Raw genomic sequence first — 25,483 nt, 5'->3', positions numbered from 1 at the left:
GTGTCGGCGAGTTATCCACAACCCTCGCGTGATGTGGAATCGGTCATGTTCAGGTGTGGAGCAAAGTTGTCCGCGAACTGTGGAGAGTGGGATTTTCCCAGGTCAGTGCCGTGATTCTTTTCGCGGTACCAGTTAGTTGCGGGGTTGGGGATCGGGGCTGACCAGGTAGTTCAGCACAGCGACATCCCCAAGTTGTTCCACACCCACCAGGTGCAGCCTGCGACCGGCGCCACCGGGGAATTCGGCGGGTCCGACGAAGCGTGGGGCCGCCGGATCGCCGACCAGGATCGGGGCGATCGCCAGGCGGATCTCGTCGACCAGGTCGGCGGCCAGGAAGCCGGTGTGCATGCCGGTGCCGCCTTCGACCATGAGCCGGTGGATACCTCGGATGCCGAGGTCGGCTACGAGGGCTGGGAGCACGAGTCGCTCGCCGAGGCTGATCACCTCGGCGAGTCCGTCGAGCCGGTTGGCCAGCTTCGCGGCGCCCGCATCGGAGGTGTAGACGAGCTTGTCGCCGCCGGTGTGCCAGAAGCGCAGGTGCGGATCGAGATCACCGGAATCGGTGACAGTCACCTTCACCGGATACTCCGGTTTGCCCGCCGACACCCGCGCGGCCCGGCGCTCGGCACTGTTCACCAGCAGCCGGGGATTGTCGGTGCGCAGCGTGTGCGCACCGATCAGGATGGCGTCGGATTCGGCGCGGATCTGATCGACCCGATCGAAGTCGGCGGTGTTCGACAGCAGGAGTCGCTGCGCACTCGTGTCATCGATGTAGCCGTCCAGACTGGCCGCCACCGACAGCAACACCCTCATTTGGTCACCAGCGCGGCGACCTCCGCCTCGAGCGTGGCGATGAGTGCCTCCGACGGACGTTCGCCGCAGACCTCGAGCCAGTTGGCGAGCATCCGGTGCCCGCCCTGGGTGAGCACGGACTCGGGGTGGAACTGCACGCCGTGGATGGGCAGGGTGCGGTGGCGCATCGCCATCACGATGCCGCTCTCGGTGTGGCCGACGACCACCAGCTCCTCGGGAATGGTCTCCGGGAGAACCGTCAGCGAGTGGTAACGGGTGGCGGTGAAGGGATCTGGCAGACCGGCCAACACGCCGGACCCGAGATGGAACACCTCGCTGGTCTTGCCGTGCAGCAGTTCGGGTGCCCGGTCGACGGTGCCACCGAACGCCTCGCCGATCGCCTGATGCCCGAGGCACACACCAAGCAGCGGCATATCGTGCCGCGCGGCCGCGTGCACGAGCGGGATGCTCGCGCCCGCGCGGTCGGGGCTGCCGGGACCCGGGCTCACCAACACGCCGTGGAACACGCCGCCCTCGTCGCCGACGGTGAGCAGGGTGTCGAGATCGTCGAGGCGGGGGTCGTCATTGCGCCAGACCACGACGTCGGCACCAAGCTGGCCGAGGTACTGCACCAGGTTGAACACGAAGCTGTCGTAGTTGTCGACGACCAATACACGCATGCGTCGAGGGTACGTGGCGACCCAGTAGGTCGTCGCATCCATTACCTGGTGGGATAGCCTAGGAGTTACCTGTACTCCGAATTCGAGGACGTCATGCCCAAGTCCAAGGTCCGCAAGAAGGCCGACTACACCCCGAGCCCCGCCAGCCGCACGCCGGTGAAGGTGAAAGCGGGGCCGTCGCCGGTCTGGTACGTCGCGATCATGCTGGGCTTCATGCTCGCCGGCCTGGTGTGGCTGATCGTTTACTACCTGGCACAGGACCACATCGGTTTCATGCTCGATCTGGGCGCCTGGAACTTCCTGATCGGGTTCGGCCTGATGGTCGTCGGCCTGATCATGACCATGCGATGGCGCTGATCGCAGCGGATTACACCGGTGTTATTCATGCACACCTGTGGATAACCCTGTGCACAACTCGAGGATAGAGGGGCGAACAACCGCGTGAACGACGCACAACCGGTCTCGTGGTCGACCCCTGTCGCAGGTCTGCTCGCCGTCACCGGCGGCGGAATCCTGCTGGTCGTGGCCGCGATCCTGGCCAACGATGGGCCGAGCAGGCTGCTCGTCGGCGTCGCCGCGGTCGCGGTGCTGGCAACGGCCGCCCTCGGTCTCCGGCAGCGCCCCCGGCTCACCATGTTTCCCGGCTCCGCGCCGCGTCTGGTGGTCGGCACGCTCACCGGCCCGAAGGAATACCCCCTGGACCGGATCGACCGAATCCGGATGGTCTCCTACCGCCGCATCGGCCGCAAGACCGCGATGCTCGAGGTCGACGTTCGCCACGAAGACACCGAGCGTCTGCTGATCTTCGGCCGCTGGGACCTCGGCGCCAACCCGCACGACGTCTACGACGCCCTCGTCGTCAACGGCTTCGCCGCTGTGACATAGCGACTGGCGCCGCCGTGACTTCCGACTGACGTTGTTTCACGTGAAGCAAAAGAACTCCCCGCCGCGATGATCCGCGGCGGGGAGTTCTTTTATGGCGGTGATCAGTCGATTTTCACGGCCGAGATGATGACCGGCTCGTCCGGGCGATCATTGCGATCGGTCTTCACCGAGGCGATCGCGTCGACCACTTTGCGCGAATCGGGGTCGACCACCTCGCCGAAGATCGAGTGTTTGCGGTTGAGATGCGGCTGCGCGCCGACGGTGATGAAGAACTGTGAACCATTGGTCTCGGTGCCCGCGCCCGCATTGGCCATCGCGAGCAGATAGCCGCGGTCGAAGCGCAGATCCGGGTGGAACTCATCGGCGAACTCGAAGCCCGGCCCACCGCGGCCGGTGCCGGTCGGATCGCCACCCTGGATCATGAACCCCGGGATGATCCGATGAAAGACGGCGCCGTCGTAGAACGGGCCACTTTCCGTACCGCCGGCATTGACGGTCGAATACGGCGCGCTACCGTCGGCGAGACCGACGAAGTTGCGCACCGTCTTCGGGGCGTGGTTACCGAAAAGCGCGATCCTGATATCGCCGTGGTTGGTGTGCAGAGTTGCCACGGCCGTCTGGTTGGGTGAGGTCACGCAGTTATGGTGCCACGCGGCGAGCCGAATCCGTTTGTGCCACAGTGGTCGAATGAAGCTTCGTAATCCGCTGCTCGCGTCGATCGCGCTCGCCGGGGCGGGCGCCCTGGCTTACCTGGCCCGCGCCAAGCGTCCACAACTGCCCGAACCGGCCGCCGAGCCGCCGCGTCTGGGGTACTCCCGCAACGGCTCGGCGCACTAGTTCCGGCTGTTCCTCAGCGACTGACCGACTTCTTGTACTGGATCTGAGCCAGCGGCACGAAGACGATCAGGATCACCACGATCCACATCAGCGATGTGGCCACCGGATGCTGCATCGGCCACGCCTCCGAGGGCGGAGCCATCGGGTTGACGTTGCCGAACAGGTCACGCACTGCCTGGGTGAGCGCCGAGACCGGGTTCCATTCGGCGAAGACCCGAAGCGGGGTCGGCATGTTGTCGAGCGGAACGAACGCGTTGGACAGGAACGTCAGCGGGAAGATCACCATGAAGCTGGCGTTGTTGAACACCTCCGGCGCGCGCACGATCAGGCCGACCACGGCCATCATCCACGACAGCGCATAGGCGAACAGCAGCATCAACGCGTACGCCAGCACCGCGTCGAGGAACGATCCGCGGATCCGCCAGCCGACGACCAGACCGGTCAGCGACATCACCACCAGGCTGACGACGTTGATCACCACATCGCTGATCGTGCGCCCCACCAGCACCGCCGACGGCGCCATCGGAAGCGACCGGAATCGGTCGATGATGCCCTTCTGCATGTCTTCGGCCAGGCCCGCACCGGTGAAGGTGGCACCGAACACCACCGTCTGGGCGAAGATGCCGGCGATCAGGAACTCCCGGTAGCCACCTTCGAGTCCGGGGACCGAAATCGCCGAGCCGAAGACGTAGGCGAACAGGAGCACGAACATGATCGGTGACAACGTCGTGAAGATCAGCACGTCGGGCACGCGCTTGATCTTGATGACGTTGCGTTTGGCGATGGTGATGCTGTCGCTCACCACCATCGACAGTCGTTCGCCGAGGCTGGGGCGGTGCAGCTCGGCCTTGTCGAGTGCGACGGTCATCGGTTCTTTCCTTCCGCGGCGCCCACGGTCTCCGACTCGCGGTCACCGCTGACGAGTTCTTCGGCCTCGTGCCCGGTGAGCGTCAGGAAGACGTCGTCGAGCGAGGGTCTGCGCAGGGCGACATCGTTGATTTCCACCTTGCGCTCGGTAAGCCTGCCGATGGCGGTGACCAGGTCCTGTGACCCGTCGGCGACCGGCACGATGAGCTTGCGCAGGCCGGGTTCGAGATGGATCTCGCCATCGGCGAGCCCGCTCAGCGCCTGCTGGGCGACGGCCAGTTGATCGATGTGGCCGACAGTGAGTTCGATTCGGTCGCCACCGACGAGGGCCTTGAGTTCGTCGGCCGTGCCGCGCGCGATCACCTTGCCGTGGTCGATCACCGCGATCGAATCGGCGAGGCGGTCGGCCTCGTCCATGTACTGGGTGGTGAGCAGCAGCGTGGTGCCACCTGCGACCAGCTCCTCGATGACGTCCCACAGGTCGAGCCGGGCACGCGGGTCGAGACCGGTGGTCGGCTCGTCGAGGAACAGCACCGGCGGGTTGGCCACCAGCGCGCCTGCCAGGTCGAGGCGCCTGCGCATACCGCCCGAGTAGCCCTTCACCGGCCGGTCGGCGGCGTCGGTGAGCCGGAAGCGGTCGAGCAGTTCGCGGGCCCGCTCCTTACTGCGCTGGGTGCCGAGGTGGTAGAGCCTGCCGACCATTTCGAGATTCTCGAAGCCGGTGAGGTATTCGTCGACCGCGGAATACTGGCCGGAGGCGCCGATGCGTGAGCGCAGGGCCTGTGGATTGTTGAGCACGTCGATACCGGCGACGGTGGCGGTGCCCTCGTCGGGGACGAGCAAAGTGGTGAGAACGCGAACAGTCGTGGTCTTTCCCGCGCCGTTGGGGCCGAGTAGCGCGGTGACGGTACCTTCCGGTACGGACAGGTCGAGTCCGTCCAGGGCGACGAGCTGCCCATACCGTTTGACCAGACCCTCGGCGACGATTGCGTCGGGCATGATTCTCCTGAAGTCGTGGTTGGCGATGCTTTGCCCAGTATTGCCCCACCCACCGACAAGTCGCATCCCCAATTCCGGCGCGACCACACATCAGATGTACACAATTGTTCGACATGCCGACGGGCGGCGACACGCGGCGAATCGGACTGATTTTCTGTCTCACAACACGAACAAGAGCGCCTGTTCCCTGGACGGCCGCCCTGCGCGAGACGAGAACATGTTCACCGGCGATTCCACGTAAAGCCTTGCGTACCAGCTGATTCCGATCTCCGTAAGACACCTGACAAGCACCACGCACGCATACCGGCCGATCACCACACCCCAGGCCACCGCCGGCACCCGCGCCGGCACCCGAAAAAACTCGCGAACTCGCCCGGTGCGCGTACACGAATTCCGCGCGTATCGCGTAGGATCGTTCAGGTCGGCCCCTCCCCCCCGGGCCGACCCTACGCGGGCCTCGGCTAACTCCCCCCCTTCGCCGAGGCCCGCTCCCCATTTTCCGGCAAGGTCGCAGCTCGGCAGATCAGCTGATGCGCACCGGTACGCCGAGCGTCACAGTCCGGCCACGTTCCGGCGATCACCCGGCAACCAGGGTTATCGTCGGCCCATGGTGCCTGGTCGTGGAGCGATCGCCGGGGTCGTCCTATCGATGACGCTCCTGGTTGGTTGCACCGGATCCACCGACGACGAGCACCCCACCGCGACGCCGACCGCCGAGCTCCCCCCGAACCAAGTCGCCGGTGTCGCCCTGCCCACCGACGCGGTCGACAAAGCCATCGGACGGCTCGACGAACTGGCGGGCTCGCTGATGGAGTCCAGCCGCATCCCCGGCATGGCCGTCGCCGTCGTTCACGGCGGGAAGACCGTGTACGCCAAGGGTTTCGGTGTTCGTGCGGCAGGCGCGCCGGACAAGGTCGACGCCGACACCGTCTTCCAGCTGGCCTCGGTGTCGAAGTCGCTCGCCGCGACCGTCGTGGCCAACCAGGTCGGCGCGGACGCGATCGAGTGGACGACCCCGGTGGTCACGCACCTCCCGTCGTTCGCGCTGGCCGATCCCGCCATCACGGCCCAGCTCACCGTCGGTGACCTGCTCGCGCACCGCAGCGGCCTGCCCGACCACGCAGGCGACCGGCTCGAAGACCTCGGGTACGACCAGGCCGCGATCTTCGACAAGCTGCGCCTCGAACCCCTCGACCCGTTCCGGATCACCTATCACTACACCAACTTCGGATTCACGGCCGCGGCCGAATCCGTGGCCGCGGCGGCCGGGAAGGACTGGGCCGAGCTGTCGGCCGATGCTCTCTACGCGCCCCTCGGCATGCGCGACACCAGCTCCCGCTTCGACGACTTCCACGCCCGCCCGAATCATGCGGTCGGGCACGTGAACATCGATGGCAACTGGGTCGCCCGCTACGTGCGCGACCCCGACCCCCAGTCCCCCGCCGGCGGCGCGAGCTCGTCGGTGAACGACATGGCCCGCTGGCTGACGATGCTGCTCGGCGACGGCACCGCGGGCGCGACGACCATCGCCCCGCCCGAAGCGCTGCTGCCCGCCGTCACGCCCCAGATCGTCTCGGCACCGCCATCGACCCCCGTGGCGCGGGCTGGCAGCTACGGGTACGGCTTCAACGTGTCGGTCTCCTCGGCCGGTCGCACCGCCAACAGCCATTCCGGCGCCTTCACCCTCGGCGCGGCGACCAACTTCCTGGTGATCCCGTCCGCCGACGTGGCCATCGTCGCGCTGACGAACGCGGCGCCGCTCGGGATCCCGGAGACCCTGACCGCCGAGTTCGGCGATCTGGTGCAGTTCGGCGAGCTGCGCGAGGACTGGCGCGGGCTGTACCGCGAGGCGTTCACCGGGGTCAACGAGCCCGAAGGCGACCTGGCAGGCCAGCAGGCCCCGGCGAATCCGGCTCCCGCACAGGCACTGCCGACCTACGCGGGCACCTACGACAGCGCCTACTGGGGCCCCGCGACGATCTCGGCGACCGAATCGGGCCTGGTCCTCACCGTCGGCCCCGCCCGGCGGGAGTACCCACTCCGGCACTGGGACGGCGACACCTTCGCCTTCGAGCCGACCGGCGAGAACGCCCCGCCCGGGAGCGTCTCCTCGGCGCGGTTCGCCGACGGCACACTGACCATCGGCTACTTCGACGAGAACGGCCTCGGCACCTTCACCCGAAGCGATTGACACAGCACCAGAAGCGATTGATCAGGCCAGCGCGCGCCACGCGGTCGCCAGCCGCGCCGCCCTGACCTTGCCCGCCACCCCGAGCAGCGGCACGTCACGCTCCCAGCGCTCCCTGACCTCCTGGTCCACCGGCGCCCACAGCGGCTCCAGTTCGGTACGCAGCGCGGTCAGCCGATCGAAGAGGCCGCCGAGCGCGATGTGCACACCCGGGGAGCCGGGGTCCTCGGCACCGACCCCACGTACCGCCGCAAACAGCGCCAGCAGCTGTTCTACGGGCTCCGCGGGCCACTGCGCTAGCCGGGCAACCCGGACGAGCTGACCGAGCACAGCGGCCACCACGTGCAGGTCCTCGACCGTCCGGAACGGCTTCAGATAGTCCGTGTAGCCGTCACCGGGCAGCAGTTCGCCCGGCGCGGCATCGAAGGTGACTCCCGCGTGCGGGATCTCGGGCGCGAAGGGCAGCGCGGGCAGCGGCGTGATCGCGGCGGACGCACCGGCGGGCACCAGCACGGCCCGCAGGATCGGCCTGCCATCGGGCTGAGTACCGGATCGGGCGATCACCAGGAACCGATCGGCGAACGTACCGAGCGTGGCGAAGGATTTCGTCCCGCTGACGACGCCGTCGGCACTCACCGTCGTGGTCATCGTCGACGGCCGCGCACCAGTGGCCTCGGTGGCACACATCGAGGAGAGCTCACCGGGATCGAGCGAGGGCACCAGCGCGTGCAGCGCTTCCTGATATCCACCGAGAAACGCGGGACCTGTGCCCGCACTGTCGAATCCGGCGATCGCCGCCCGGTCGATGGAACTCGCGAAATCGTGGGACCGGGCGCGGTGACGCGCCCACACCGTGGCGAAATCAGCCGAGACCGTGTCGGCCGGTGCGGTGGTGAGAAGAAAATCGAATACCGAGGAATTCACAGATGTGGAGCCTAGGGGAATCGAACCCCTAACCCCTGCCTTGCAAAGGCAGTGCTCTGCCAATTGAGCTAAGGCCCCTTACTGGTCACAGACCAGTTGGCAACCCGAAATCAGCGAGTGGTGACGTCGCGCCAGAGGTCTGCGTCGTCGCGCTTGCGGAATTTGCTGACACCGATGAGAACGGCGATCACAACACCGACCATGAGGACAATCTTCATGATTCCCACCCTACTGTGCTGTTCGGGAGTGGGCCTAGGAGGACTTGAACCTCCGACCTCTTCGTTATCAGCGAAGCGCTCTAACCGCCTGAGCTATAGGCCCGAACTCATTTCGATCCCTGCCTGAGCAGTGAACCGCAACGAGAAACGAGGTTACCTTACCTGCCTACCGATAACCAAAACGGCCGGTCAGACCCAGTTTCCTGGACTGACCGGCCGTGAGAGGAAACCCTACTTCTAGTCGGGATCGGCCAGGGTTATCTGGATGCCACCGACCAGATCACAGCACTGGTTGTAGATGAACACGCCGACCGTGGCCAGCGCGGTGAACAGCACCACGTTGATCAGGCCGATCACACCCGCGTAGCCGAACACCGTGCCCGCGTCGATCAGGCTCGACGAGCTGCCCTCCTGGTTCAACATCTCGCCCAGCGAGTTGTCCAGGTTGTCCCAGACGCCCATGCCGGCCAGCACGATGTAGAGCAGGCCGACGGCCACCATCCACACGAAGAACAGCGCGACGCTGATCACCAGCGTGATCTTCAGGGTCGACCACGGGTCGATCCGGCGGATCTGCACTGTCGCGCGTAGAGGCTCACCCGACGCGGCGGCCGCGATGGCCACCGGAGCCGCGGGCGAGACCGTGCTCGCCGCGGCGGCCCGTGCACTCGGCCCCATGTTGTGCTGCTGGTACTGGGGCTGCGGCGCCATCGGTAGACCGGGGGGCACCACCGGCGCCTCGGGTGCCGGGTGGCGCACGTCGGACAGGTCTGGCATGTCCTTGACCAGTTCCGGACGCGCGATGCTGCGGGTCGGCCCGTCGATACCGACGGACTTCACCATCGCCGCTTCCTTGCGGGCCGCCTTGGCCGCCAGGTCCGCCGTGGTGCGGGCGTTGGACGAACCGCTGCCCTTGAGCCCGCCCTGAGCCGCCCCCGATGAGGGGCGCCCCTGGCTCGGCGATTCGCCGGGCCGGTACAGGTTCGACTGCGGTTCGCGCTGCGGCAGCTGAGCCCACCCGTCCTGGTAGGGCGACGATTTGCTGCCCTTACCGTCGAGCGAATCGGTCCCGGCCGCACCGGATTCCGGCGCCGCGCCCTCGGCCGGACCGCCCTGGCGTGGGATCGGTCGCGGCGGGATCGGAGACGTGGCGATCCGTTCGGTGACGCCGTTGGTCTGGTTCCGATCGTCGTTCGACTGATTCGGTGTGGTCAATGGAATCCTCAGATCCGTTCGTTGCCGCCGCTATTTGGTGTGTTACTCCGAAGCCACGTCGCCGAGGAGCTGATCGGGATCGGGCTCGTCGGCGTTGCGCGCGATCGCTAGCAAGGTATCGCCATCCGCGAGGTTCATCAATCGGACGCCCTTGGTCTGACGTCCAGCCTTACGAACCTGCTTGGCTGCGGTGCGGATGACGCCACCACTGGAAGTGATCGCGTACAACTCGTCCTCGTCGTCGACGATGAGCGCACCCACCAGGCTGCCACGCTTCGGATCGTATTGGATTGTCAATACGCCTTTTCCGCCACGGCCCTGCGCGGTGTACTCCTCGATCGCGGTCCGCTTGGCGTACCCGCCGGCCGTCGCGACCAGCAGATATGTCTCCAGACGGACCACATTGAGCGAGAGCAGCTCGTCGTCGGTGTTGAAGCGCATGCCCTGCACGCCGGAGGTGGCGCGACCCATCGGACGCAGCGCCTCATCGGTCGCGGCGAAGCGGATCGACTGGCCGTGCGCCGAGACCAGGAGCAGGTCATCGTCGGACGAGCACAGCACCGCACCGACCAATTCGTCGTCATCGCGCAGGTTCACCGCGACGATGCCGCCGGAGCGGTTGGAGTCGAAATCGGTGAGTTTGGACTTCTTCACCAGGCCCGCGCGTGTCGCGAGCACCAGGTACGGCGCGTCCTCGTAGGTCTTGAGCTGGATGATCTGGGCGATCTTCTCATCCGGCTGGAACGCGAGCAGGTTGGCCACGTGCTGACCACGCGCGGTCCGGTTGGCCTCGGGCAGCTCGTAGGCCTTGGCCCGGTAGACGCGGCCCTTGTTGGTGAAGAACAGCAGCCAGTCGTGCGTGGACGACACGAAGAAGTGCTTGACGATGTCGTCCTGCTTGAGGCCTGCGCCCATCACGCCCTTGCCGCCACGCTTCTGCGAGCGGTAGAGGTCGGTCTTGGTGCGCTTGGCGTAGCCGGTCTCGGTGATCGTGACCACCACGTCTTCGCGCGCGATCAGATCCTCGTCGGCGACGTCACCGTCGGCGGCGATGATCCTGGTCCGACGGTCGTCGCCGTACTTCTCGACGATCTCGGCCAGCTCGTCGCGCACGATCGCTCGCTGACGCTCGGGCTTTTCGAGAATGTCCTTGTAGTCGGCGATCTCGATCTCGATCTTGGCCAGATCGTCGATGATGCGCTGACGTTCCAGGGCCGACAGTCGACGCAGCTGCATGTCGAGGATGGCGGTCGACTGGATCTCATCGATATCGAGCAGCTGCATCAGGCCGGTGCGCGCGGTGTCGGTGTTGGCCGCCCCGCGGATCAACGCGATGACCTGGTCGAGCATGTCAAGGGCCTTGACCAGGCCGCGCAGGATGTGGGCCCGCTCCTCGGCCTTGCGCAGCAGGTAGCGGGTGCGCCGGACGATGACCTCGAGCTCGTGATTCACGTAGTAGCGAATCATCTGGTCGAGGCGCAGCGTGCGCGGCACACCGTCGACGATCGAGAGCATGTTCGCGCCGAAGCTGGTCTGCAGCTGGGTGTGCTTGTAGAGGTTGTTCAGCACCACCTTCGCCACCGCGTCACGCTTGACCGTGACCACGATGCGCATGCCGACACGGTCCGAGGACTCGTCGTGGATATCGGAGATACCCGCGATCTTCGCGTCCTTCACCTGCTCGGCGATGGAGTTGACGAAGTTGTCGGTGTTGACCTGGTACGGCAGTTCGGTGATGACGATCGTGGTGCGGCCACGCGCGTCTTCCTCGATCTCCACCACACCGCGCATGCGGATGGAACCGCGACCGGTGGTGTAGGCGTCGTGGATGCCCTGGCCGCCGACGATCAGGCCGTGCGTCGGGAAGTCGGGGCCCTTGACCCGTTCCATGCAGGCGGCGAGGGTGGATTCCTCGTCGGCCGCGTAGTTCTCCAGCGCCCAGTAGATGGCCTCGGCCAGCTCGTTGAGGTTGTGCGGCGGGATGTTGGTGGCCATGCCGACCGCGATGCCGTTGCTGCCGTTCATCAGCAGGGCGGGCACGCGCGCGGGCAGCACGGTCGGCTCCTGCGAGCGACCGTCGTAGTTCGGGACGAAATCGACCGTCTCCTGGTCGATATCGCGCAGCATCTCCATCGCGAGCGGCGTCAGGCGGCACTCGGTGTAGCGCATGGCGGCCGCGCCGTCGTTGCCGCGGGAACCGAAGTTGCCCTGGCCGTCGACCATCGGGTAGCGCAGCGACCACGGCTGGGCCATGCGCACGAGGGTGTCGTAGATCGACGAGTCGCCGTGCGGGTGGTAGTTACCCATCGTCTCGGCGACCGGGCGCGCGGACTTCACATAGCCGCGATCGGGGCGGTAGCCGTTGTCGTACATCGCGTAGAGCACACGACGGTGCACCGGCTTGAGGCCGTCGCGCACATCGGGCAGCGCGCGGCCCACGATCACGCTCATCGCGTAATCGATGTAGCTGTTCTGCATTTCGGTCTGGATATCGACCGGTTCGGTCCGGTCGCCCGCACCGCCGGACGGTGGCAGCGTGGTCTCAGTCATCAAATCTCCTTCGAGGGGCCGACATGCGAGCGGGCGCGCCCAAAAGCGCAGCGCCGCTTACACATCGAGGAAACGGACGTCCTTGGCATTGCGGGTGATGAAGCTGCGACGTGCCTCCACGTCCTCGCCCATCAGCACGGAGAACAGCTCGTCGGCCGCGGCCGCGTCATCGAGCGTCACCTGACGAAGCACCCGAACCGCGGGGTCCATCGTGGTTTCCCACAGCTCCTTGGCGTTCATCTCGCCCAGACCCTTGTAGCGCTGGACGCCGTCGTCCTTGTTGATCTTCTTGCCCGCGGCGAGGCCTGCCTCGATCAGCGCGTCGCGCTCACGGTCGGAGTAGGCGAACTCCGGGTCCGAACGCATCCACTTGAGCTTGTACAGCGGCGGCTGGGCCAGGAACACGTGACCGTGCTCGACCAGCGGACGCATGAAGCGGAACAGCAGCGTGAGCAGCAGCGTCGCGATGTGCTGACCGTCCACGTCGGCGTCGGCCATCAGGATGATCTTGTTGTAGCGCAGCTTGGCGATATCGAACTCGTCGTGGATACCGGTGCCGAACGCGGTGATGATCGACTGGACCTCGTTGTTCTTGAGGACACGGTCGATGCGGGCCTTCTCGACGTTGATGATCTTGCCGCGCAGCGGCAGGATCGCCTGGTACATCGAGTCGCGGCCGGACTTCGCCGAGCCACCGGCGGAGTCGCCCTCGACGATGTAGATCTCGCACTTGCCCGGATCCTTGGACCGGCAGTCGGCCAGCTTGCCCGGCAGTCCGCCCAGGTCGGTCGCCGACTTGCGGCGCACCAGCTCGCGCGCCTTACGGGCGGCCATCCGGGCCTGCGCCGAGGACACCGCCTTCTGCACGATGGTCTTCGCGTCGGCCGGGTTGGCCTCGAACCAGTGCTGCAGGTGCTCGTTGCAGGCACGCTGCACGAACGACTTGACCTCGGTGTTGCCCAGCTTGGTCTTGGTCTGGCCCTCGAACTGCGGCTCGCCGACCTTGACGCTCACGATGGCGGCCAGGCCCTCGCGGATGTCGTCGCCGGTGAGGTTGCCGTCCTTCTCCTTGAGGAGCTTCTTCTCCTTGGCGTACTTGTTGACCACCGTGGTCAGCGCCGCGCGGAAGCCCTCTTCGTGGGTGCCGCCCTCATGGGTGTTGATCGTGTTGGCGAAGGTGTGGACCGACTCGGAGTAGCCCGAGTTCCACTGCATCGCGACCTCGAGCTCGTGGCCGGTGCCCTTGACCGTGTAGCCGACGACCGAGTTGTGGATGGCCGACTTCGTGCGGTTGATGTGGCGGACGAAGTCCACCAGGCCTCCCGGGTAGTGGTAGGTGCGGGTCTTCACCTTGTGTTCGACCGCTTCCGCGGCGACCACCTCGGCGTCCTTGGGCGCCTCGGCGGTCTCACTGACCACCTCGTCGGTGATGTCACCGACGGCGACCCGCTCATCGGTGAGCTTGATGGTGAGGCCCTTGTTCAGGAAGGCCATCTCCTGCAGGCGCCGCGCCACGGTCTCGAAGTTGTAGGTCGTGGTCTCGAAGATGTCCGGATCGGCCCAGAACCGCACCGTGGTGCCGGTCGCCTTGATCGGCTCACCCTGGATGAGCTTGCCGGGCTTGGCGTCCTTGTAGGTCTGGTTCCAGTGGAAGCCGTCGACGTCGATCTCGACCTCGACCTTGGTCGAGAGTGCGTTCACCACCGAGATACCGACACCGTGCAGACCACCCGACACCGCGTAGGAGTCGGAGTCGAACTTGCCACCCGCGTGCAGCTGGGTCATGACGACCTCGATCGTCGGCACGCCCTGGGCGTGCATCCCGACCGGGATGCCACGACCGTCGTCGATCACCTCGACGCCGCCGTCGGCGAGCAGGGTCACCTCGACCTTGGTGGCGTAGCCGGCCATCGCCTCATCGACCGAGTTGTCCACAACCTCCCAGATGAGGTGGTGCAGACCGCGCTCACCGGTGGAGCCGATGTACATGCCAGGGCGCTTGCGCACCGCCTCGAGGCCTTCGAGGACCGTGATGGAAGAGGCACCGTAGCCTGAATTGTTGCCCGATGCGTTGGAGTCGTTGGCAGCCACTTCTCGGTAGCTCTCCTTACTTGCTGATCCCTGGCGCAGCGATCCGGGCAGCACGCGCACGGCCCCGAAGAGCCATCAGATATCACGGACTGCACAGCACGCGCCGAGGGTTCGCCGCTGGTTACGTCACCATCCTACTGGTAAGCCCAACTTACAGTGCACCTACGACACCCCTGGCTTCCCGTGTAATGCAAGAAATCGCCTCACCGCGAGACATTTCCGCCTCTACGGGAATTTTGCCGGTCGTGGGAGCGAATAGGCTGCGCGTCCGAGTCTGCGGTTGTGTGGTGCGAGATCCGGCACGTTGCCCGGGGTGAAAGTTATCCACAGGCGTTGTGCACATGTCTACAACTTCGGGTCTGAGAGCGGCGCAGGCGCAACGGATCTCGCCCCGGTCACCGCGCGGCTACCCGTAGGTATCGCGCGGGCCACGGCCCTTGATGTGGCGATCGCCCTTGCGCCAGCTCGGCGCGGCGGGGCCGGTGATGCGCAGCGAGGTGACCACGCCCTGGCCGACCGCGGCATTGATCTTGGCCAGGATCTGGCCCTGCAACATGCGCAGCTGAGTGGCCCACGCGGTGGACTCCGCGGCGATCTTGAGCACACCGCCTTCGAGGGTCACCGGGGTGGCGTGCGACGCGATGTCCTCGCCGACCACACGCGGCCAGCTGCCGAACACCGTGCCCTCGGCTACCTTGCCTGACCAGCCACGATTCTTCGCGAGCGAGCCGCTGAGCGCGCCGAGGAGCTGGGGATCACGGGCATCGGGGCCAGAGCCGGACCAGCCGCTGCGGCGCCTGCCACCGGCCCGCAACTTGCGCACCGGCGAGGCCCTGCCCTGCCCGACGGACTTGCCATTGGCCTTGGCCGCGGCACGCGCCTCTTCCAGCGCACGGCGGGCCAGATCGATGCCGCGCAGCTCCGGTGCGGGTTCTTCCGGCACGGGGTTCCGCCTTCCGGTGTCGAGGGTGGCCGAGTGTGGATGGAGTCTACGCCGGGGCGCCGACCGGCTCGTCGAGCGCGGATCTGGCATATGTCCAGCATGTTGCCGGTTTTCCACAGGGGCTGGGGATAACTATCGCGATCTGTGCATATCTTCGGCGTGTTCGACCACTTCGGGGACGATCTGTGAGATACGCCGGTCGGCCTCGCCGGTCGTTTGCACACGCAACGGTTCGGCGGACAGTTCCGACGGCACGTCCTCGGCCACCGCGGCCGTGATCAATACCTGCTCAGCACCCGCGGCCACCTCCGCGAGCGCGGCGCGGCGGCGGCGGTCGAGCTCGGCGAACACGTCGTCGAGCAGCAGCACCGGTTCGGAGCCCTCACCGCGCAACAGCTCGAACGAGGCCAACCGCAGCGCGAGGGCGAACGACCAGGACTCACCGTGACTGGCGAATCCCTTCGCGGGCGCGCTGCCGAGCAGTAACTCCAGATCGTCACGATGTGGACCGACCAGACAGACCCCGCGATCGAGCTCCCGGTTCCGCGCGGCGGCCAGCTCGCGCAGCATGATCTCGTGCAGCAGCTGTGCATCACCCGCCGCAGGCACCCTGGCCGGATCGAGGAGTTCCGGTGGCAGATACCCGGAGCGGTAAGTGATTGCGGCAGGGCGTGATTCGGGGGCGATCGACCGATATGACTGGGACAGATGGGGATACAGGTCGTGGACCAGTCGCAGCCGCTCGGCGAGCAGCACCGCCGCGTGCTCGGCGAGGTGCCCGTCCCACACATCGAGGGTGCCCAGATCGGCACGCGAACGAGATTGGCGCCCAGCGGTTTTCAACAGGGCCGAGCGCTGCCGCAGCACCTTGTCGTAGTCCGCGCGAACACCGGCGAGCCTGGGCAACCGGGCTGTGCACAACTCGTCGAGGAACCGGCGCCGCTCCCCCGGATCCCCACGCACCAGCGCCAGATCCTCCGGCGCGAACAGCACAGTGTGCAGAATCCCCAGGATTTCGCGTGAGCGGCGCACCGGCGAGCGATTGATCTGCGCGCGGTTGGCACTGCCCGCCTTGAGTTCCACATCCACGCGCAGTTCCCTGCCCGTGTTCACCACGGTGGCCCCGATCCTGGCCTGGGTGGCGCCCATCCGGATCAGCGGCGCGTCGGCGGAGACCCGGTGCGAGCCGAGCGTCGCCAGATAGCCGACCGCCTCGAGCAGATTGGTCTTGCCGTTGCCGTTTGCCCCCAGCAGCACCGTGCGCCCTGGGGACAACTCGAGGTCGGCGTGTTCCCACGAACGGAAATCACGGACCGACAGCTCACGTATGAACATGCAGGCCTAGCCGCCCCCGCCGGCTCAGCCGGGCAGCCGGACCGGCATCAACAGGTAGATGTACTGGCTCTCCAGCGCCGCGAACGCGCCCGACTCGAGCACCTTGGGCTCCTCGTCGGAGGCGGGCAGCAGCACGGCGGGCCGGCTGGGGGTGGTGAACCCGAAGGTGACCCGGTCGGTGTGCAGCGCGGCCAGGCCCTCGGTCAGATAGCCGGGGTTGAACGCGATGGTGAGCGGTTCGCCGCGGAAATCCGCTTCCAGCCATTCCTCGGCCCGGCCCGCGTCGTCCCCACCCGCCGACAGCAGCACGCCGTCTGTGGAGAACTCGAGCCGCACCTGGGCACCCCGCTCGGCCACCAGGGCGACGCGCTTGATCGCCTCCGACAGCACGGCGACGGGCAAGGTGGCGATGGAGGTGTGCTCCTTGGGGAGCAACTGGCGGAACTTGGGGAATTCCGCGTCGAGCAGCCGGGTGGTGGTGCGCCTGCCGCCGTTGACGATGCCGAGCAGGCCGTCGGCGCCGCCACCGCTGCCCAGCGACAGCTGCACGGGTGCCTCGGCGGCACCGAGGGTCTTGGCGGCCTCGGACAGCGTGCGCGCGGGGATGAGCACCGCGGTCTCGATATCGGAGCGGGTCGGCTGCCACTGCAGGTGGCGCACGGCGAGGCGGAAACGGTCGGTGGCGGCGAGCACCACGTCGTTGCCCTCGATCTCGACCCGGATGCCGGTGAGCATCGGCAGGGTGTCGTCGCGGCCCGCGGCGACGGCGACCTGGCCGACGGCCTCGGCGAACACGTCCACGGTGAGTTCACCGGTCTGCTGCGGTACCTCTGGCAGCTGGGGATAGTCCTCGACCGGCATGGTCGGCAGGGAGAACTTCGCGCTGCCACAGGCGATGAGCACGCGGGTGCCGTCGACGGAGACATCGACCGGCTTGTTCGACAGCGACTTGGTGATGTCGGCGAGCAGGCGGCCCGAGACCAGCACCTGGCCGGGACCGGCGACCTCGGCCGCGACGCGCATCTGCGCGGAGACCTCGTAGTCGAACCCGGAAACCGTCAGGCCGTTCTCGTCGGCCACCAGCAGCACACCGCCGAGAACAGGCACCGGAGGCCGGGACGGGAGACTGCGCGCCACCCAGGCCACCGATTCGGCGAAGTCCTCTCGGGCGACCCGAAACTTCATGCTCGCAAGCTCCATCGCCCGATTTGTCCTCTCCGAGTTTCGAATCCGTGTGCGGGTGTGTGTCAGCGGAGTTGAACTGCTGTGTCGGCCGCGCCATGAGTCTCGCACAACCGACCGACAACCAAACGGTACCCGTGCAGTGCGCGAACTCCGCATCGACCCTCCCGGCCGATTCCGCCTCGTCGAACCACCCCGCTCCTCCTTGCCTGTCTGTGAGTGAACAACCGACGAAGCTGAGTCTCCCCAACCGAGTTTCCACACACCCTGTTTTAAAAGAAGTCTCTCTAGAAGGAGAACTGAAGTAGTAGTAGGCACTGTGGAATCTGTGGATTTCGGCCGAATCCGCAGGTCAGCGGGCTCGGCGGCATGGGGATGGCCGTGGAGTGACTCGAGGATGAATCCGCGATGTCTGTGGAGACACGAAGTTGTCCCGAATCCATCCTCGAGTTGTCCTCGAGTTGTTCCACCGGATTCACCCAGTTGTTCACACCCAGCGCCACCCTGGTGGCAACGGTGGGGATTCCTCGAGGACTCCACAGGGACTCCTCGAGGAATCCACAGGCCAGATTCGGTGACGTCGCAGGTCACCGCTAGTGCACAGGTGTTAGTGGAGCGTCTTGTGGATGATGTGGACAACTGCCTGTGCATGAACGCTGCACACCCGTGCCCAACACCCTGTGCACCGACCGGTGCACAAAGGTGTGGATTCCTCGAGGAGTCCACAGGAATTCCTCGAGGAATCCACAGGGCAAAAAAGAACACCGCCCCAGGTCAGGGCGGTGTTCGGGGTTGGGGATGAAATCAGCGGGAGCGCTGTTTAATTCGGGCTGTGAGTTCTTGGACCTGGTCGTAGACGCGACGGCGCTCGGTCATCTCCTTGCGCACTTTCTTCTCCGCGTACATCACCGTCGTGTGGTCGCGACCGAACGCCTGGCCGATCTTGGGCAACGACAGATCGGTGAGCTCACGGCACAGGTACATCGCGATCTGGCGGGCCTGCGCCAGCGGACGCGCCTTGCCGGGCCCGGTCAGCTCCTCGAGCGTGGTGTTGAAGTATTCGGCGGTGACGGCCATGATCGTCGCCGCGTTGATCTCCAGCGCCGCGGTGTCGGGCATCAGATCGCGCAGCACCACCTCGGCCAGCGAGAGGTCGAGCGGCTGACCGTTGAGCGAGGCGAACGCCGTCACCCGGATCAGCGCGCCCTCGAGCTCGCGGATATTGCGCTCCACCCGGCTCGCGATCAGCTCGAGCACGTCGTGCGGCACATCGAGCCGGTCCATCCGCGCCTTCTTGCGCAGGATCGCGATGCGAGTCTCCAGCTCAGGGGGCTGCACATCGGTGATAAGGCCCCACTCGAAGCGGGTCCGCAGCCGTTCCTCCAGGGTGGCCAGTTGCTTGGGCGGGCGATCCGAGGACACCACGATCTGCTTGTTCGCGTTGTGCAGGGTGTTGAAGGTGTGGAAGAACTCCTCCTGGATGCCTTCCTTGCCCTCGATGAACTGGATGTCGTCCACCAGCAGGATGTCGGTCTCGCGGTAGCGGCGCTTGAACGCGACCTTGCGGTCGTCGCGCAGGCTGTTGATGAAGTCGTTGGTGAATTCCTCGGTGGAGACGTACTTCACCCGCATACCGGGAAACAGTCGCTGCGCGTAGTGGCCTGCCGCGTGCAGCAGGTGGGTTTTGCCCAATCCCGAAGCGCCCCAGACGAACAGCGGGTTGTAGGCGCGTGCGGGAGCCTCCGCGATGGCGACCGCGGCAGCGTGCGCGAACCGGTTGGACGCGCCGATGACGAACGTCTCGAACGTGTACTTGGCATTGAGACTGGCCGAGGACGAAGACTGCGGCGGCGCCTCGGGCGACTTGCTGAAATAGGTCGGCCAGTTGTTGCGGTTGCTGACCACCGGTTCGTCGTCGACCGGCTGGGCACCGGGCTGACCCGGGAACGGCTTGTCCTGGCCCTCGGCGCTCGGCTCCTCGGCGCGGGCGGCGGCGGGCTCCTCGGACGGCCTGCCGCGGTTCGGTGCGCGCTGCGGCGGGTCGGGAGTGAACAGCGACTCCTGCCCGGAGTGGTCGCGGCGCGGCGCGGCCGCCTGCTCCCGGCGCGCGGGCGGTGCGGTCTCGGGGACCCGCTGGTCCGGACGCGCGCCACGGAACTCACCGCGGCCGCCGAACTCGGCACCGGGATAGTCGGGGACCGGGTACGCCACGGTCGGCTCGAAATCGGAGCCGGGGAACTCGTTGCGCTCGCCCTGGTACTCGGATGGCTGGGTGTATTCGGACGGTGCCTGCTTGTATTCCGATTGCTGGCCGTATTCCGGGGGTGCCTGCTGGTATTCGGCCTGCTGGCCGTATTCCGAGGGCGCCTGTTTGTATTCCGCGGGCTGGCTGAACTCCGACGGTGCCTGCTTGTACTCCGGCTGCTGCTGGTATTCGGGCTGTTGCTGCTGGTACTCCGGTTCGGCCGGGTACTCGCGGTGCCCCGCGTAGTCGTTGCGCTCGCCGTACTCGCCGGCCTGCCCGGGGTACTCACGGCCGCCGTAGCTGTTCGGGTACTCGCCGTTGGCCGGATAGTCGGGGGACGACTGATAGTCGTTGCCGTACTCGCCGCCCTGGGCGGGGTACTCGCCCGCGCCGTAGCGCGGCCTGCCGTACTCACCGCGAGCGGCGTAATCGGGAACGCTGAAATCGGGGCCGGGATAACCGGCGGGCGGGCGCACCTGCTCGCGCGGACGCTCCGGCCTGCTCGTCATCCTGGCGTGCCGGGGCGAACTACCTGCCCGCTCCCCCGCGGCCGGGCTCGGCGCGGCGATGCGCACTCCGAGTCCTTCCACTTGGGGGCCGAGCCTGCGGCCGAGCGATCGCAGGATCGGCTCGCGCAGATCACGCTCGATCGCCTCCTGTGCCAGCGACGACGGAACCGACAGCAACGCGAAACCCTGCGCGACGGTGAGTGGCTTCACCAGCTTCAACCAGGCCTGCTGCGCACGACTCACCGCGGGGATGGCGCCGTCGGCAGAGCCGGTGGTGAGCTCGGCAACCACCTCCGGCCACACTGTGGCCAGCACGTTCTGCTCGTCGTCCATACAGCGTCCTCCCCGGACCGGTTTGTTGGGGCCCACGGCCTTCGCGCACGCCGGAAAGCACCCGCGAACAGGTGTGATCCAGTGATCCTGCGTACAACCGAAGCCGGTTCGAACGCTGTCGCCCGGTGATTCCGGACTGCGGCGCGGGCACCGACGGCCCCACGAATATGCCACTGCGGCCGTCTGTCCACATAATTATCCACAGATGTGGACAAACCTGGGGATAAAGGAATTCTGCCAGCGTGTGGCAGCGAATGGGGCTGGACCTGCGGTTCTTCAGCAATCCCCCGGCTACAGAGGTTAGCTGGCCGCGCCGCACAACGCCAGGGGTGTGGAAGAACTCACGAAAAGTGGCCGGATGCGTCACTGTGCCCGGGCGTGTCGTGCCTGGTCGGGCTCCGCCCCACGTCGAACAAACGCCGATCCCTTGGTCCGTTCGGGTGTCCGGTAGCCTTGACCCTGTGCCGGTGACAGGTACGTGGGGGCCGAGTTTGACCCGTTCCTTCGGGGTAAGTACCCTCGTACAGTCACCCCTTGGCGCGGTTGGCGGCTGTCTGCTGCACATCGATCGCCAAGGCAATCTGTGCGTAGACCGCGGTCCGCAGCGCAGACAAATCATTTGTACAGACTTCGGGCGCCGAATGGTGCCCACCTACTACAGGAGTGTTGACCGTGGCCAAGGGCAAGCGGACGTTCCAGCCGAACAACCGTCGTCGGGCGCGCGTCCACGGCTTCCGTCTCCGGATGCGGACCCGTGCGGGCCGCGCCATCGTTGCGGCGCGTCGCCGTAAGGGCCGTACCGAACTGACTGCCTGATCGCGCGTAGTCGGACGCTCGGGTGTTGCCTGAGCCGTATCGGTTGCACCACCGTGCCGAATTCTCCCGCACGGTGCGCCGCGGTCAGCGAATCGGGAGGCGAGATCTTGTCGTACACGCGCTTACGCTCGGGTACGACGATGTCGCCGACGGCGATTCCCTGGTCCGCGTAGGCGGTCCTCGGTTCGGGCTGATTGTCAGCAAGGCGGTGGGTAACGCGGTGGTTCGCCACCGGGTGGCCCGCCGCCTGCGTCATATGTGCGCCCAGGTGGTCGACGAACTACCGGTCGGCACCGACGTCGTGATCCGGGCACTCCCCGGTGCCGCTACCGCCGATTCCGCCGAGTTGCTGCGCCAGCTGCGCACCGGCCTGCGCAAGTTCGGCTTGCGTGGGACACCGGAGCTCGCGCTCGGTCGCACCCCGGCCGGTGAACGGTGATGAGGACCCTCACCCGCCTACCCGCGAAAGCCTTGATCTCGCTGATCGAGCTCTACCGGACCTATGTCTCCCCCACCCGGATGCCGATCTGCCGGTTCACCCCCACCTGCAGTGAGTACGCGGTGACTGCCTTGCGTACCCGCGGGTTGGTCGTCGGATCGGCACTCACGGTCGTGCGGCTCGCCAAATGCGCGCCCTGGCACCCTGGAGGGTGGGATCCCGTGCCAGAGCGCGGGTCGAATGCCTGCACAAAGTCATCGCCCGCGCTGATCGGCGATACGAACGACGGGAGTACCTAGAGCCGTGCTCGACATCATCTATTGGCCGGTATCCGCAATTCTGTGGTTCTGGCACAAGGCCTTCGGCTTTGTGTTCGGCGCCGACAGCGGGCTCACGTGGAGCCTCGCCGTGGTGTTCCTTGTCTTCACTCTCCGGCTGGTGCTGTACAAGCCGTTCGTGAAGCAGGTGCGCACCACCAAGCAGATGCAGGAACTGCAGCCCCAGATCAAGGAGCTGCAGAAGAAGTACAAGAACGACCGCGAGACCATGGCGCGGGAAATGCAGAAGCTACAGAAGGAACACGGCTTCAACCCACTCATGGGCTGTCTGCCGGTCCTGGTGCAGGTGCCTGTCTTCCTCGGTCTGTTCCATGTGCTGCGCTCGTTCAACCGCACCGGCCACGGCTGGGGTCAGCTGGGCATGTCCGCCTACGACAACGCGCACACCCCGAACTACATCTTCAGCGCGACCGACGTCCAGTCGTTCCTGAGCGCTCGCATCTTCGGTGCGCCGATCGCGTCCTTCATCACCGCGCCCGTCAGCGAGATGCAGGCGTTCGCCGATTGGGGTGGCACGCCGACCAAGCTGAACATCGCGATGGTCGCCGTTCCGCTGATGATCATCGCCGGTCTCGCGACCCACTTCAACGCTCGCGCCTCGGTACAGCGGCAGACGCCCGAAGCCGCCGCCAACCCGCAGGCCGCCATCATGAACAAGCTGTCGCTGTGGGTCTTCCCGCTCGGCGTGATGGTCGGTGGCCCCTTCCTGATGATCGGCATCCTGCTCTACTGGGTGGCCAACAACATCTGGACCTACGGACAGCAGCACCTGGTGTTCGGCCGGATGGAAAAGGAAGACGAAGAGCGCAAGCAGAAGAAGCTGGAGCTGCGGTCGCAGAACGCACCAAAGCCCGGTGCCAAGCCGGTCGACGTCCGCAAGAAGCAGGACGCCCCTGCCGATGACGAGCCGTCGGCGAACGGCACCGCGGCGACCAACGGCACCACCCCCAAACAGTCGGCCAAGCAGGGCGGCGGCAAGCGCAGGCCCGGCGGGCAGCAGCGGCCGGGTAACCGTGGCCGTGCGAACCAGAAGCGTAAGCGCTGAGACGCGATCGGATAGAGGGAATCCAATGACTGTTGAGACCGAGACCGACGGAGGGGACGCCACTGTGGCGACGACTGCTGTTGACGTCGTGAACGACGCCGAAGAAGCGTTGATCGAAGAGGGCGAGATCGCCGGCGACTACCTCGAGCAGCTACTCGACGTGCTCGACTTCGACGGCGATATCGACCTCGATGTCGAGGGCGACCGCGCCATCGTGAGCATCGACGGCGGCCGCGATCTGACCAAGCTCGTCGGGCGCAACGGTGAAGTGCTCGACGCGCTGCAGGAACTGACCCGGCTCGCCGTGCAGCAGGCGACCGGCGTGCGTAGCCGGCTGATGCTCGATGTGGCCGGCTGGCGTGCACAGCGCCGGACCGATCTGAGCGAGATCGGCGTCGCCGCCGCGAAGCGGGTGCTCGAGTCGGGAGCGCCCGAGGCGCTGTCCGCGATGACTCCGTTCGAGCGCAAGATCGTGCACGACGCCGTGGCCGATATCGATGGCGTGGCGAGCGAGAGCGAAGGCGTCGAGCCGAATCGTCACGTGGTGGTAGTGCCCGAGTAGGCTTACCTCCGCCGTAACCACGAATGATGTGATTAGGCCTCCGGTCTCGGACCGGGGGCTTTTTCATTGCCCTCAACGGAGAAGGATGTTTCACGTGGAACGAGAACTGGGCACGCCGTCCGACGAGCTGGAACCGCCCGCCGCCGCTGCCCGGGTGTTCGGCGACCGGTTGGATATCGCCCGCCGCTACTACGCGGCGCTGGCGACGGCCGGCGTGGAGCGCGGTCTCATCGGCCCGCGCGAGGTTCCCCGGCTGTGGGAGCGTCACATCCTCAACTGTGCCGTCATCGGCGAGTTGATCGATGAGGGCACGTCGGTAGTCGATATCGGCAGCGGAGCCGGGCTTCCCGGAATCCCGCTCGCCATCGCCCGGCCCGACCTTCGCATCACTCTCGTGGAACCGCTGCTGCGTCGGACGATCTTCCTGAGCGAGTTCATCGAAGAAGCCGGGCTGGATGTCACTGTGGTTCGCGGTCGTGCGGAGCAGTCCGGCGTGATCAAGGAAGCGGGCGGTGCGGATGTCGCTACTTCGCGCGCGGTCGCTCCCCTCGCCAAACTCGCGCACTGGTCGCTCCCCCTCCTCCGCGACCACGGACGCATGCTCGCTCTCAAAGGAACCAGCGCCGCCGAAGAACTCGAGCGCGACGGCGCCGAGCTGATCCGTGATGGCGCCACCGATCTCCGTGTTGTCGGATGCGGTGCGGGCATCGTAGAAATCCCCACCCTTGTCATCAGCGCCGAACTCCTCCCCCGCGCCGAGCGTCCGACTCGTCGTAGCGAACGCAAGGCTGCCGGGGTAGAGAAGAAGGCGCGAAAGCGTCGCGAATCCTGATCGGCCTGAAACTTCTTCCACCGAGCGGGTTTGCGCGTTTCGTAACGTGACGAATCATGCCGAGGGTTGTTGTATGGGCTTGAAACGGGCCTACTTTCGATGGTTACGGAGGGGTGTCGCGTTCGCGGAGCAAATGTGTTTCACGTGGAACCCGAACACCCCTCTTCTCTCCTCTGCGTGGATCGAACTGCGCAATCGGTGTACGGACTCCTCTAATCGGATGGTCCTCGTGGTGGATTCGCTCGCTCGGCTTGTTCGCATCGATAGCTGTATGTGCGTAACTGGGATGCGTCAGCCGTGCTGCTAGACGCCGGTGAGCCGAGCGTCACTGTCCGGGAAGCGTGTTGCCGTGAGTCGAGGACGGACATTCGGTTCTCTATCGCGCGGCGCCTGGGATGTGAGCTCATCATTCATCTGGATCTGCGCGCGATCGGGGTGGCGGTGCACTGATGCTGAGGGTTGCTCTCGGCTGGACCCAGGGGTGCGTGGGTGATGGGGAGTGAGGGTGTGATTGTGGCTGGGATTGGATGTTCGGTAGTCCCAGGAGGTTTGACGCTGTGTTTGTTGGCGCGCTGGCGCGCGCGTGTCCGCGGCCCCAAGGGGCCGCCGGTTAGACACCGTTGCTTGCTCCTTCGTCGCGTACGCAACGGCGTCTAAC

At 66.2% G+C, this 25,483-nt stretch carries 23 protein-coding genes and 2 tRNA genes; 10 read left to right on the top strand and 15 right to left on the bottom strand.

Annotated features, from left to right (window positions below; all coding sequences use genetic code 11):
- Window positions 1-132: 132 nt before the first annotated feature.
- Together ACFWPX_RS10060 and ACFWPX_RS10055 are read right to left on the bottom strand one after the other, a co-directional pair.
- On the bottom strand, window positions 133-813 hold the full coding sequence (locus tag ACFWPX_RS10060) for a RibD family protein (RefSeq protein ID WP_378927100.1): 681 nt from the start codon (window positions 811-813) through the stop codon (window positions 133-135).
- The gene (locus ACFWPX_RS10055; RefSeq protein ID WP_378915041.1) at window positions 810-1,472 is read right to left on the bottom strand and encodes an aminodeoxychorismate/anthranilate synthase component II; all 663 of its coding nucleotides are present in this window, start codon (window positions 1,470-1,472) and stop codon (window positions 810-812) included. Before ACFWPX_RS10055 ends, ACFWPX_RS10060 begins: the two co-directional genes overlap by 4 nt.
- Before the next feature lie 93 nt (window positions 1,473-1,565).
- Between ACFWPX_RS10055 and crgA the strand changes: the two genes are divergently transcribed.
- Both crgA and ACFWPX_RS10045 read left to right on the top strand, forming a co-directional pair.
- Window positions 1,566-1,829 carry a cell division protein CrgA gene (gene crgA / locus ACFWPX_RS10050; RefSeq protein WP_378709172.1) on the top strand — a complete coding sequence of 88 codons (264 nt, stop codon included), beginning with the start codon at window positions 1,566-1,568 and terminating at the stop codon, window positions 1,827-1,829.
- An 84-nt stretch (window positions 1,830-1,913) separates the two neighbouring features.
- Window positions 1,914-2,357, top strand: coding sequence for a PH domain-containing protein (locus ACFWPX_RS10045; protein ID WP_378927098.1), 444 nt, complete (start codon window positions 1,914-1,916; stop codon window positions 2,355-2,357).
- A gap of 101 nt (window positions 2,358-2,458) precedes the next feature.
- On the opposite strand, the gene ACFWPX_RS10040 is transcribed toward ACFWPX_RS10045, so the two are convergent.
- Entirely contained in the window at window positions 2,459-2,992 is a 534-nt protein-coding gene (locus tag ACFWPX_RS10040) for a peptidylprolyl isomerase (RefSeq protein WP_378927097.1), read from the bottom strand.
- 52 nt (window positions 2,993-3,044) lie between these two features.
- On the opposite strand from ACFWPX_RS10040, the gene ACFWPX_RS10035 reads away from it, so the two are divergent.
- Complete coding sequence (locus ACFWPX_RS10035) at window positions 3,045-3,194, top strand: hypothetical protein (protein ID WP_170112099.1); 150 nt, start codon at window positions 3,045-3,047, stop codon at window positions 3,192-3,194.
- Window positions 3,195-3,207: 13 nt separating this feature from the next.
- On the opposite strand, the gene ACFWPX_RS10030 is transcribed toward ACFWPX_RS10035, so the two are convergent.
- Window positions 3,208-4,062 carry an ABC transporter permease gene (locus ACFWPX_RS10030; RefSeq protein ID WP_378915047.1) on the bottom strand — a complete coding sequence of 285 codons (855 nt, stop codon included), beginning with the start codon at window positions 4,060-4,062 and terminating at the stop codon, window positions 3,208-3,210.
- Complete coding sequence (locus tag ACFWPX_RS10025; RefSeq protein WP_378927096.1) at window positions 4,059-5,060, bottom strand: ATP-binding cassette domain-containing protein; 1,002 nt, start codon at window positions 5,058-5,060, stop codon at window positions 4,059-4,061. The genes ACFWPX_RS10030 and ACFWPX_RS10025 overlap by 4 nt, the downstream gene beginning before the upstream one ends.
- 607 nt (window positions 5,061-5,667) lie before the next feature.
- On the opposite strand from ACFWPX_RS10025, the gene ACFWPX_RS10020 reads away from it, so the two are divergent.
- Window positions 5,668-7,251: a serine hydrolase gene (locus ACFWPX_RS10020; protein WP_378927095.1), complete on the top strand. Its 1,584-nt coding sequence runs from the start codon at window positions 5,668-5,670 to the stop codon at window positions 7,249-7,251.
- Between the two features lie 21 nt (window positions 7,252-7,272).
- On the opposite strand, the gene ACFWPX_RS10015 is transcribed toward ACFWPX_RS10020, so the two are convergent.
- The 10 genes from ACFWPX_RS10015 to dnaA form a co-directional block, all read right to left on the bottom strand.
- Window positions 7,273-8,172 carry an acyl-CoA dehydrogenase gene (locus tag ACFWPX_RS10015; RefSeq protein WP_378927094.1) on the bottom strand — a complete coding sequence of 300 codons (900 nt, stop codon included), beginning with the start codon at window positions 8,170-8,172 and terminating at the stop codon, window positions 7,273-7,275.
- A 5-nt stretch (window positions 8,173-8,177) separates the two neighbouring features.
- A tRNA-Ala gene (locus tag ACFWPX_RS10010) sits at window positions 8,178-8,250 on the bottom strand.
- Between the two features lie 169 nt (window positions 8,251-8,419).
- Window positions 8,420-8,493 (bottom strand) — tRNA-Ile (locus ACFWPX_RS10005).
- A 134-nt stretch (window positions 8,494-8,627) separates the two neighbouring features.
- Window positions 8,628-9,605: a DUF3566 domain-containing protein gene (locus ACFWPX_RS10000; RefSeq protein WP_378927093.1), complete on the bottom strand. Its 978-nt coding sequence runs from the start codon at window positions 9,603-9,605 to the stop codon at window positions 8,628-8,630.
- Between the two features lie 42 nt (window positions 9,606-9,647).
- Entirely contained in the window at window positions 9,648-12,155 is a 2,508-nt protein-coding gene (gyrA, locus tag ACFWPX_RS09995; RefSeq protein WP_378915057.1) for a DNA gyrase subunit A, read from the bottom strand.
- A 57-nt stretch (window positions 12,156-12,212) separates the two neighbouring features.
- Window positions 12,213-14,246, bottom strand: coding sequence for a DNA topoisomerase (ATP-hydrolyzing) subunit B (gyrB, locus tag ACFWPX_RS09990; protein ID WP_378915059.1), 2,034 nt, complete (start codon window positions 14,244-14,246; stop codon window positions 12,213-12,215).
- A 406-nt stretch (window positions 14,247-14,652) separates the two neighbouring features.
- The gene (locus ACFWPX_RS09985) at window positions 14,653-15,189 is read right to left on the bottom strand and encodes a DUF721 family protein (RefSeq protein WP_378927091.1); all 537 of its coding nucleotides are present in this window, start codon (window positions 15,187-15,189) and stop codon (window positions 14,653-14,655) included.
- A gap of 132 nt (window positions 15,190-15,321) precedes the next feature.
- Window positions 15,322-16,524: a DNA replication/repair protein RecF gene (gene recF / locus ACFWPX_RS09980; RefSeq protein ID WP_378927090.1), complete on the bottom strand. Its 1,203-nt coding sequence runs from the start codon at window positions 16,522-16,524 to the stop codon at window positions 15,322-15,324.
- Window positions 16,525-16,548: 24 nt separating this feature from the next.
- Window positions 16,549-17,724: a DNA polymerase III subunit beta gene (dnaN, locus tag ACFWPX_RS09975; RefSeq protein ID WP_056822597.1), complete on the bottom strand. Its 1,176-nt coding sequence runs from the start codon at window positions 17,722-17,724 to the stop codon at window positions 16,549-16,551.
- Between the two features lie 786 nt (window positions 17,725-18,510).
- On the bottom strand, window positions 18,511-20,793 hold the full coding sequence (gene dnaA / locus ACFWPX_RS09970) for a chromosomal replication initiator protein DnaA (protein ID WP_378927089.1): 2,283 nt from the start codon (window positions 20,791-20,793) through the stop codon (window positions 18,511-18,513).
- A gap of 672 nt (window positions 20,794-21,465) precedes the next feature.
- Here dnaA and rpmH point away from each other — a divergent pair.
- The 6 genes from rpmH to rsmG all read left to right on the top strand — a co-directional run bounded on the left by rpmH (window position 21,466) and on the right by rsmG (window position 24,825).
- Window positions 21,466-21,609 (top strand): 50S ribosomal protein L34, encoded by a 144-nt coding sequence (gene rpmH, locus ACFWPX_RS09965; protein ID WP_082843828.1) that lies wholly within the window; start codon window positions 21,466-21,468, stop codon window positions 21,607-21,609.
- Window positions 21,610-21,631: 22 nt separating this feature from the next.
- Window positions 21,632-22,048 carry a ribonuclease P protein component gene (gene rnpA, locus ACFWPX_RS09960; protein ID WP_378927088.1) on the top strand — a complete coding sequence of 139 codons (417 nt, stop codon included), beginning with the start codon at window positions 21,632-21,634 and terminating at the stop codon, window positions 22,046-22,048.
- The gene (yidD, locus tag ACFWPX_RS09955) at window positions 22,048-22,347 is read left to right on the top strand and encodes a membrane protein insertion efficiency factor YidD (RefSeq protein ID WP_378927087.1); all 300 of its coding nucleotides are present in this window, start codon (window positions 22,048-22,050) and stop codon (window positions 22,345-22,347) included. The genes rnpA and yidD overlap by 1 nt, the downstream gene beginning before the upstream one ends.
- A 4-nt stretch (window positions 22,348-22,351) precedes the next feature.
- Complete coding sequence (yidC, locus tag ACFWPX_RS09950; protein ID WP_378915071.1) at window positions 22,352-23,431, top strand: membrane protein insertase YidC; 1,080 nt, start codon at window positions 22,352-22,354, stop codon at window positions 23,429-23,431.
- A gap of 25 nt (window positions 23,432-23,456) precedes the next feature.
- Entirely contained in the window at window positions 23,457-23,993 is a 537-nt protein-coding gene (locus ACFWPX_RS09945) for a R3H domain-containing nucleic acid-binding protein (RefSeq protein ID WP_266294803.1), read from the top strand.
- An 85-nt stretch (window positions 23,994-24,078) separates the two neighbouring features.
- The gene (gene rsmG, locus ACFWPX_RS09940) at window positions 24,079-24,825 is read left to right on the top strand and encodes a 16S rRNA (guanine(527)-N(7))-methyltransferase RsmG (RefSeq protein ID WP_378927086.1); all 747 of its coding nucleotides are present in this window, start codon (window positions 24,079-24,081) and stop codon (window positions 24,823-24,825) included.
- Window positions 24,826-25,483: the final 658 nt, after the last annotated feature.

Source organism: Nocardia sp. NPDC058518 (assembly GCF_042719655.1).
Lineage (GTDB): Bacteria > Actinomycetota > Actinomycetes > Mycobacteriales > Mycobacteriaceae > Nocardia.
This window is presented reverse-complemented; position numbering and strand designations above follow the sequence as displayed.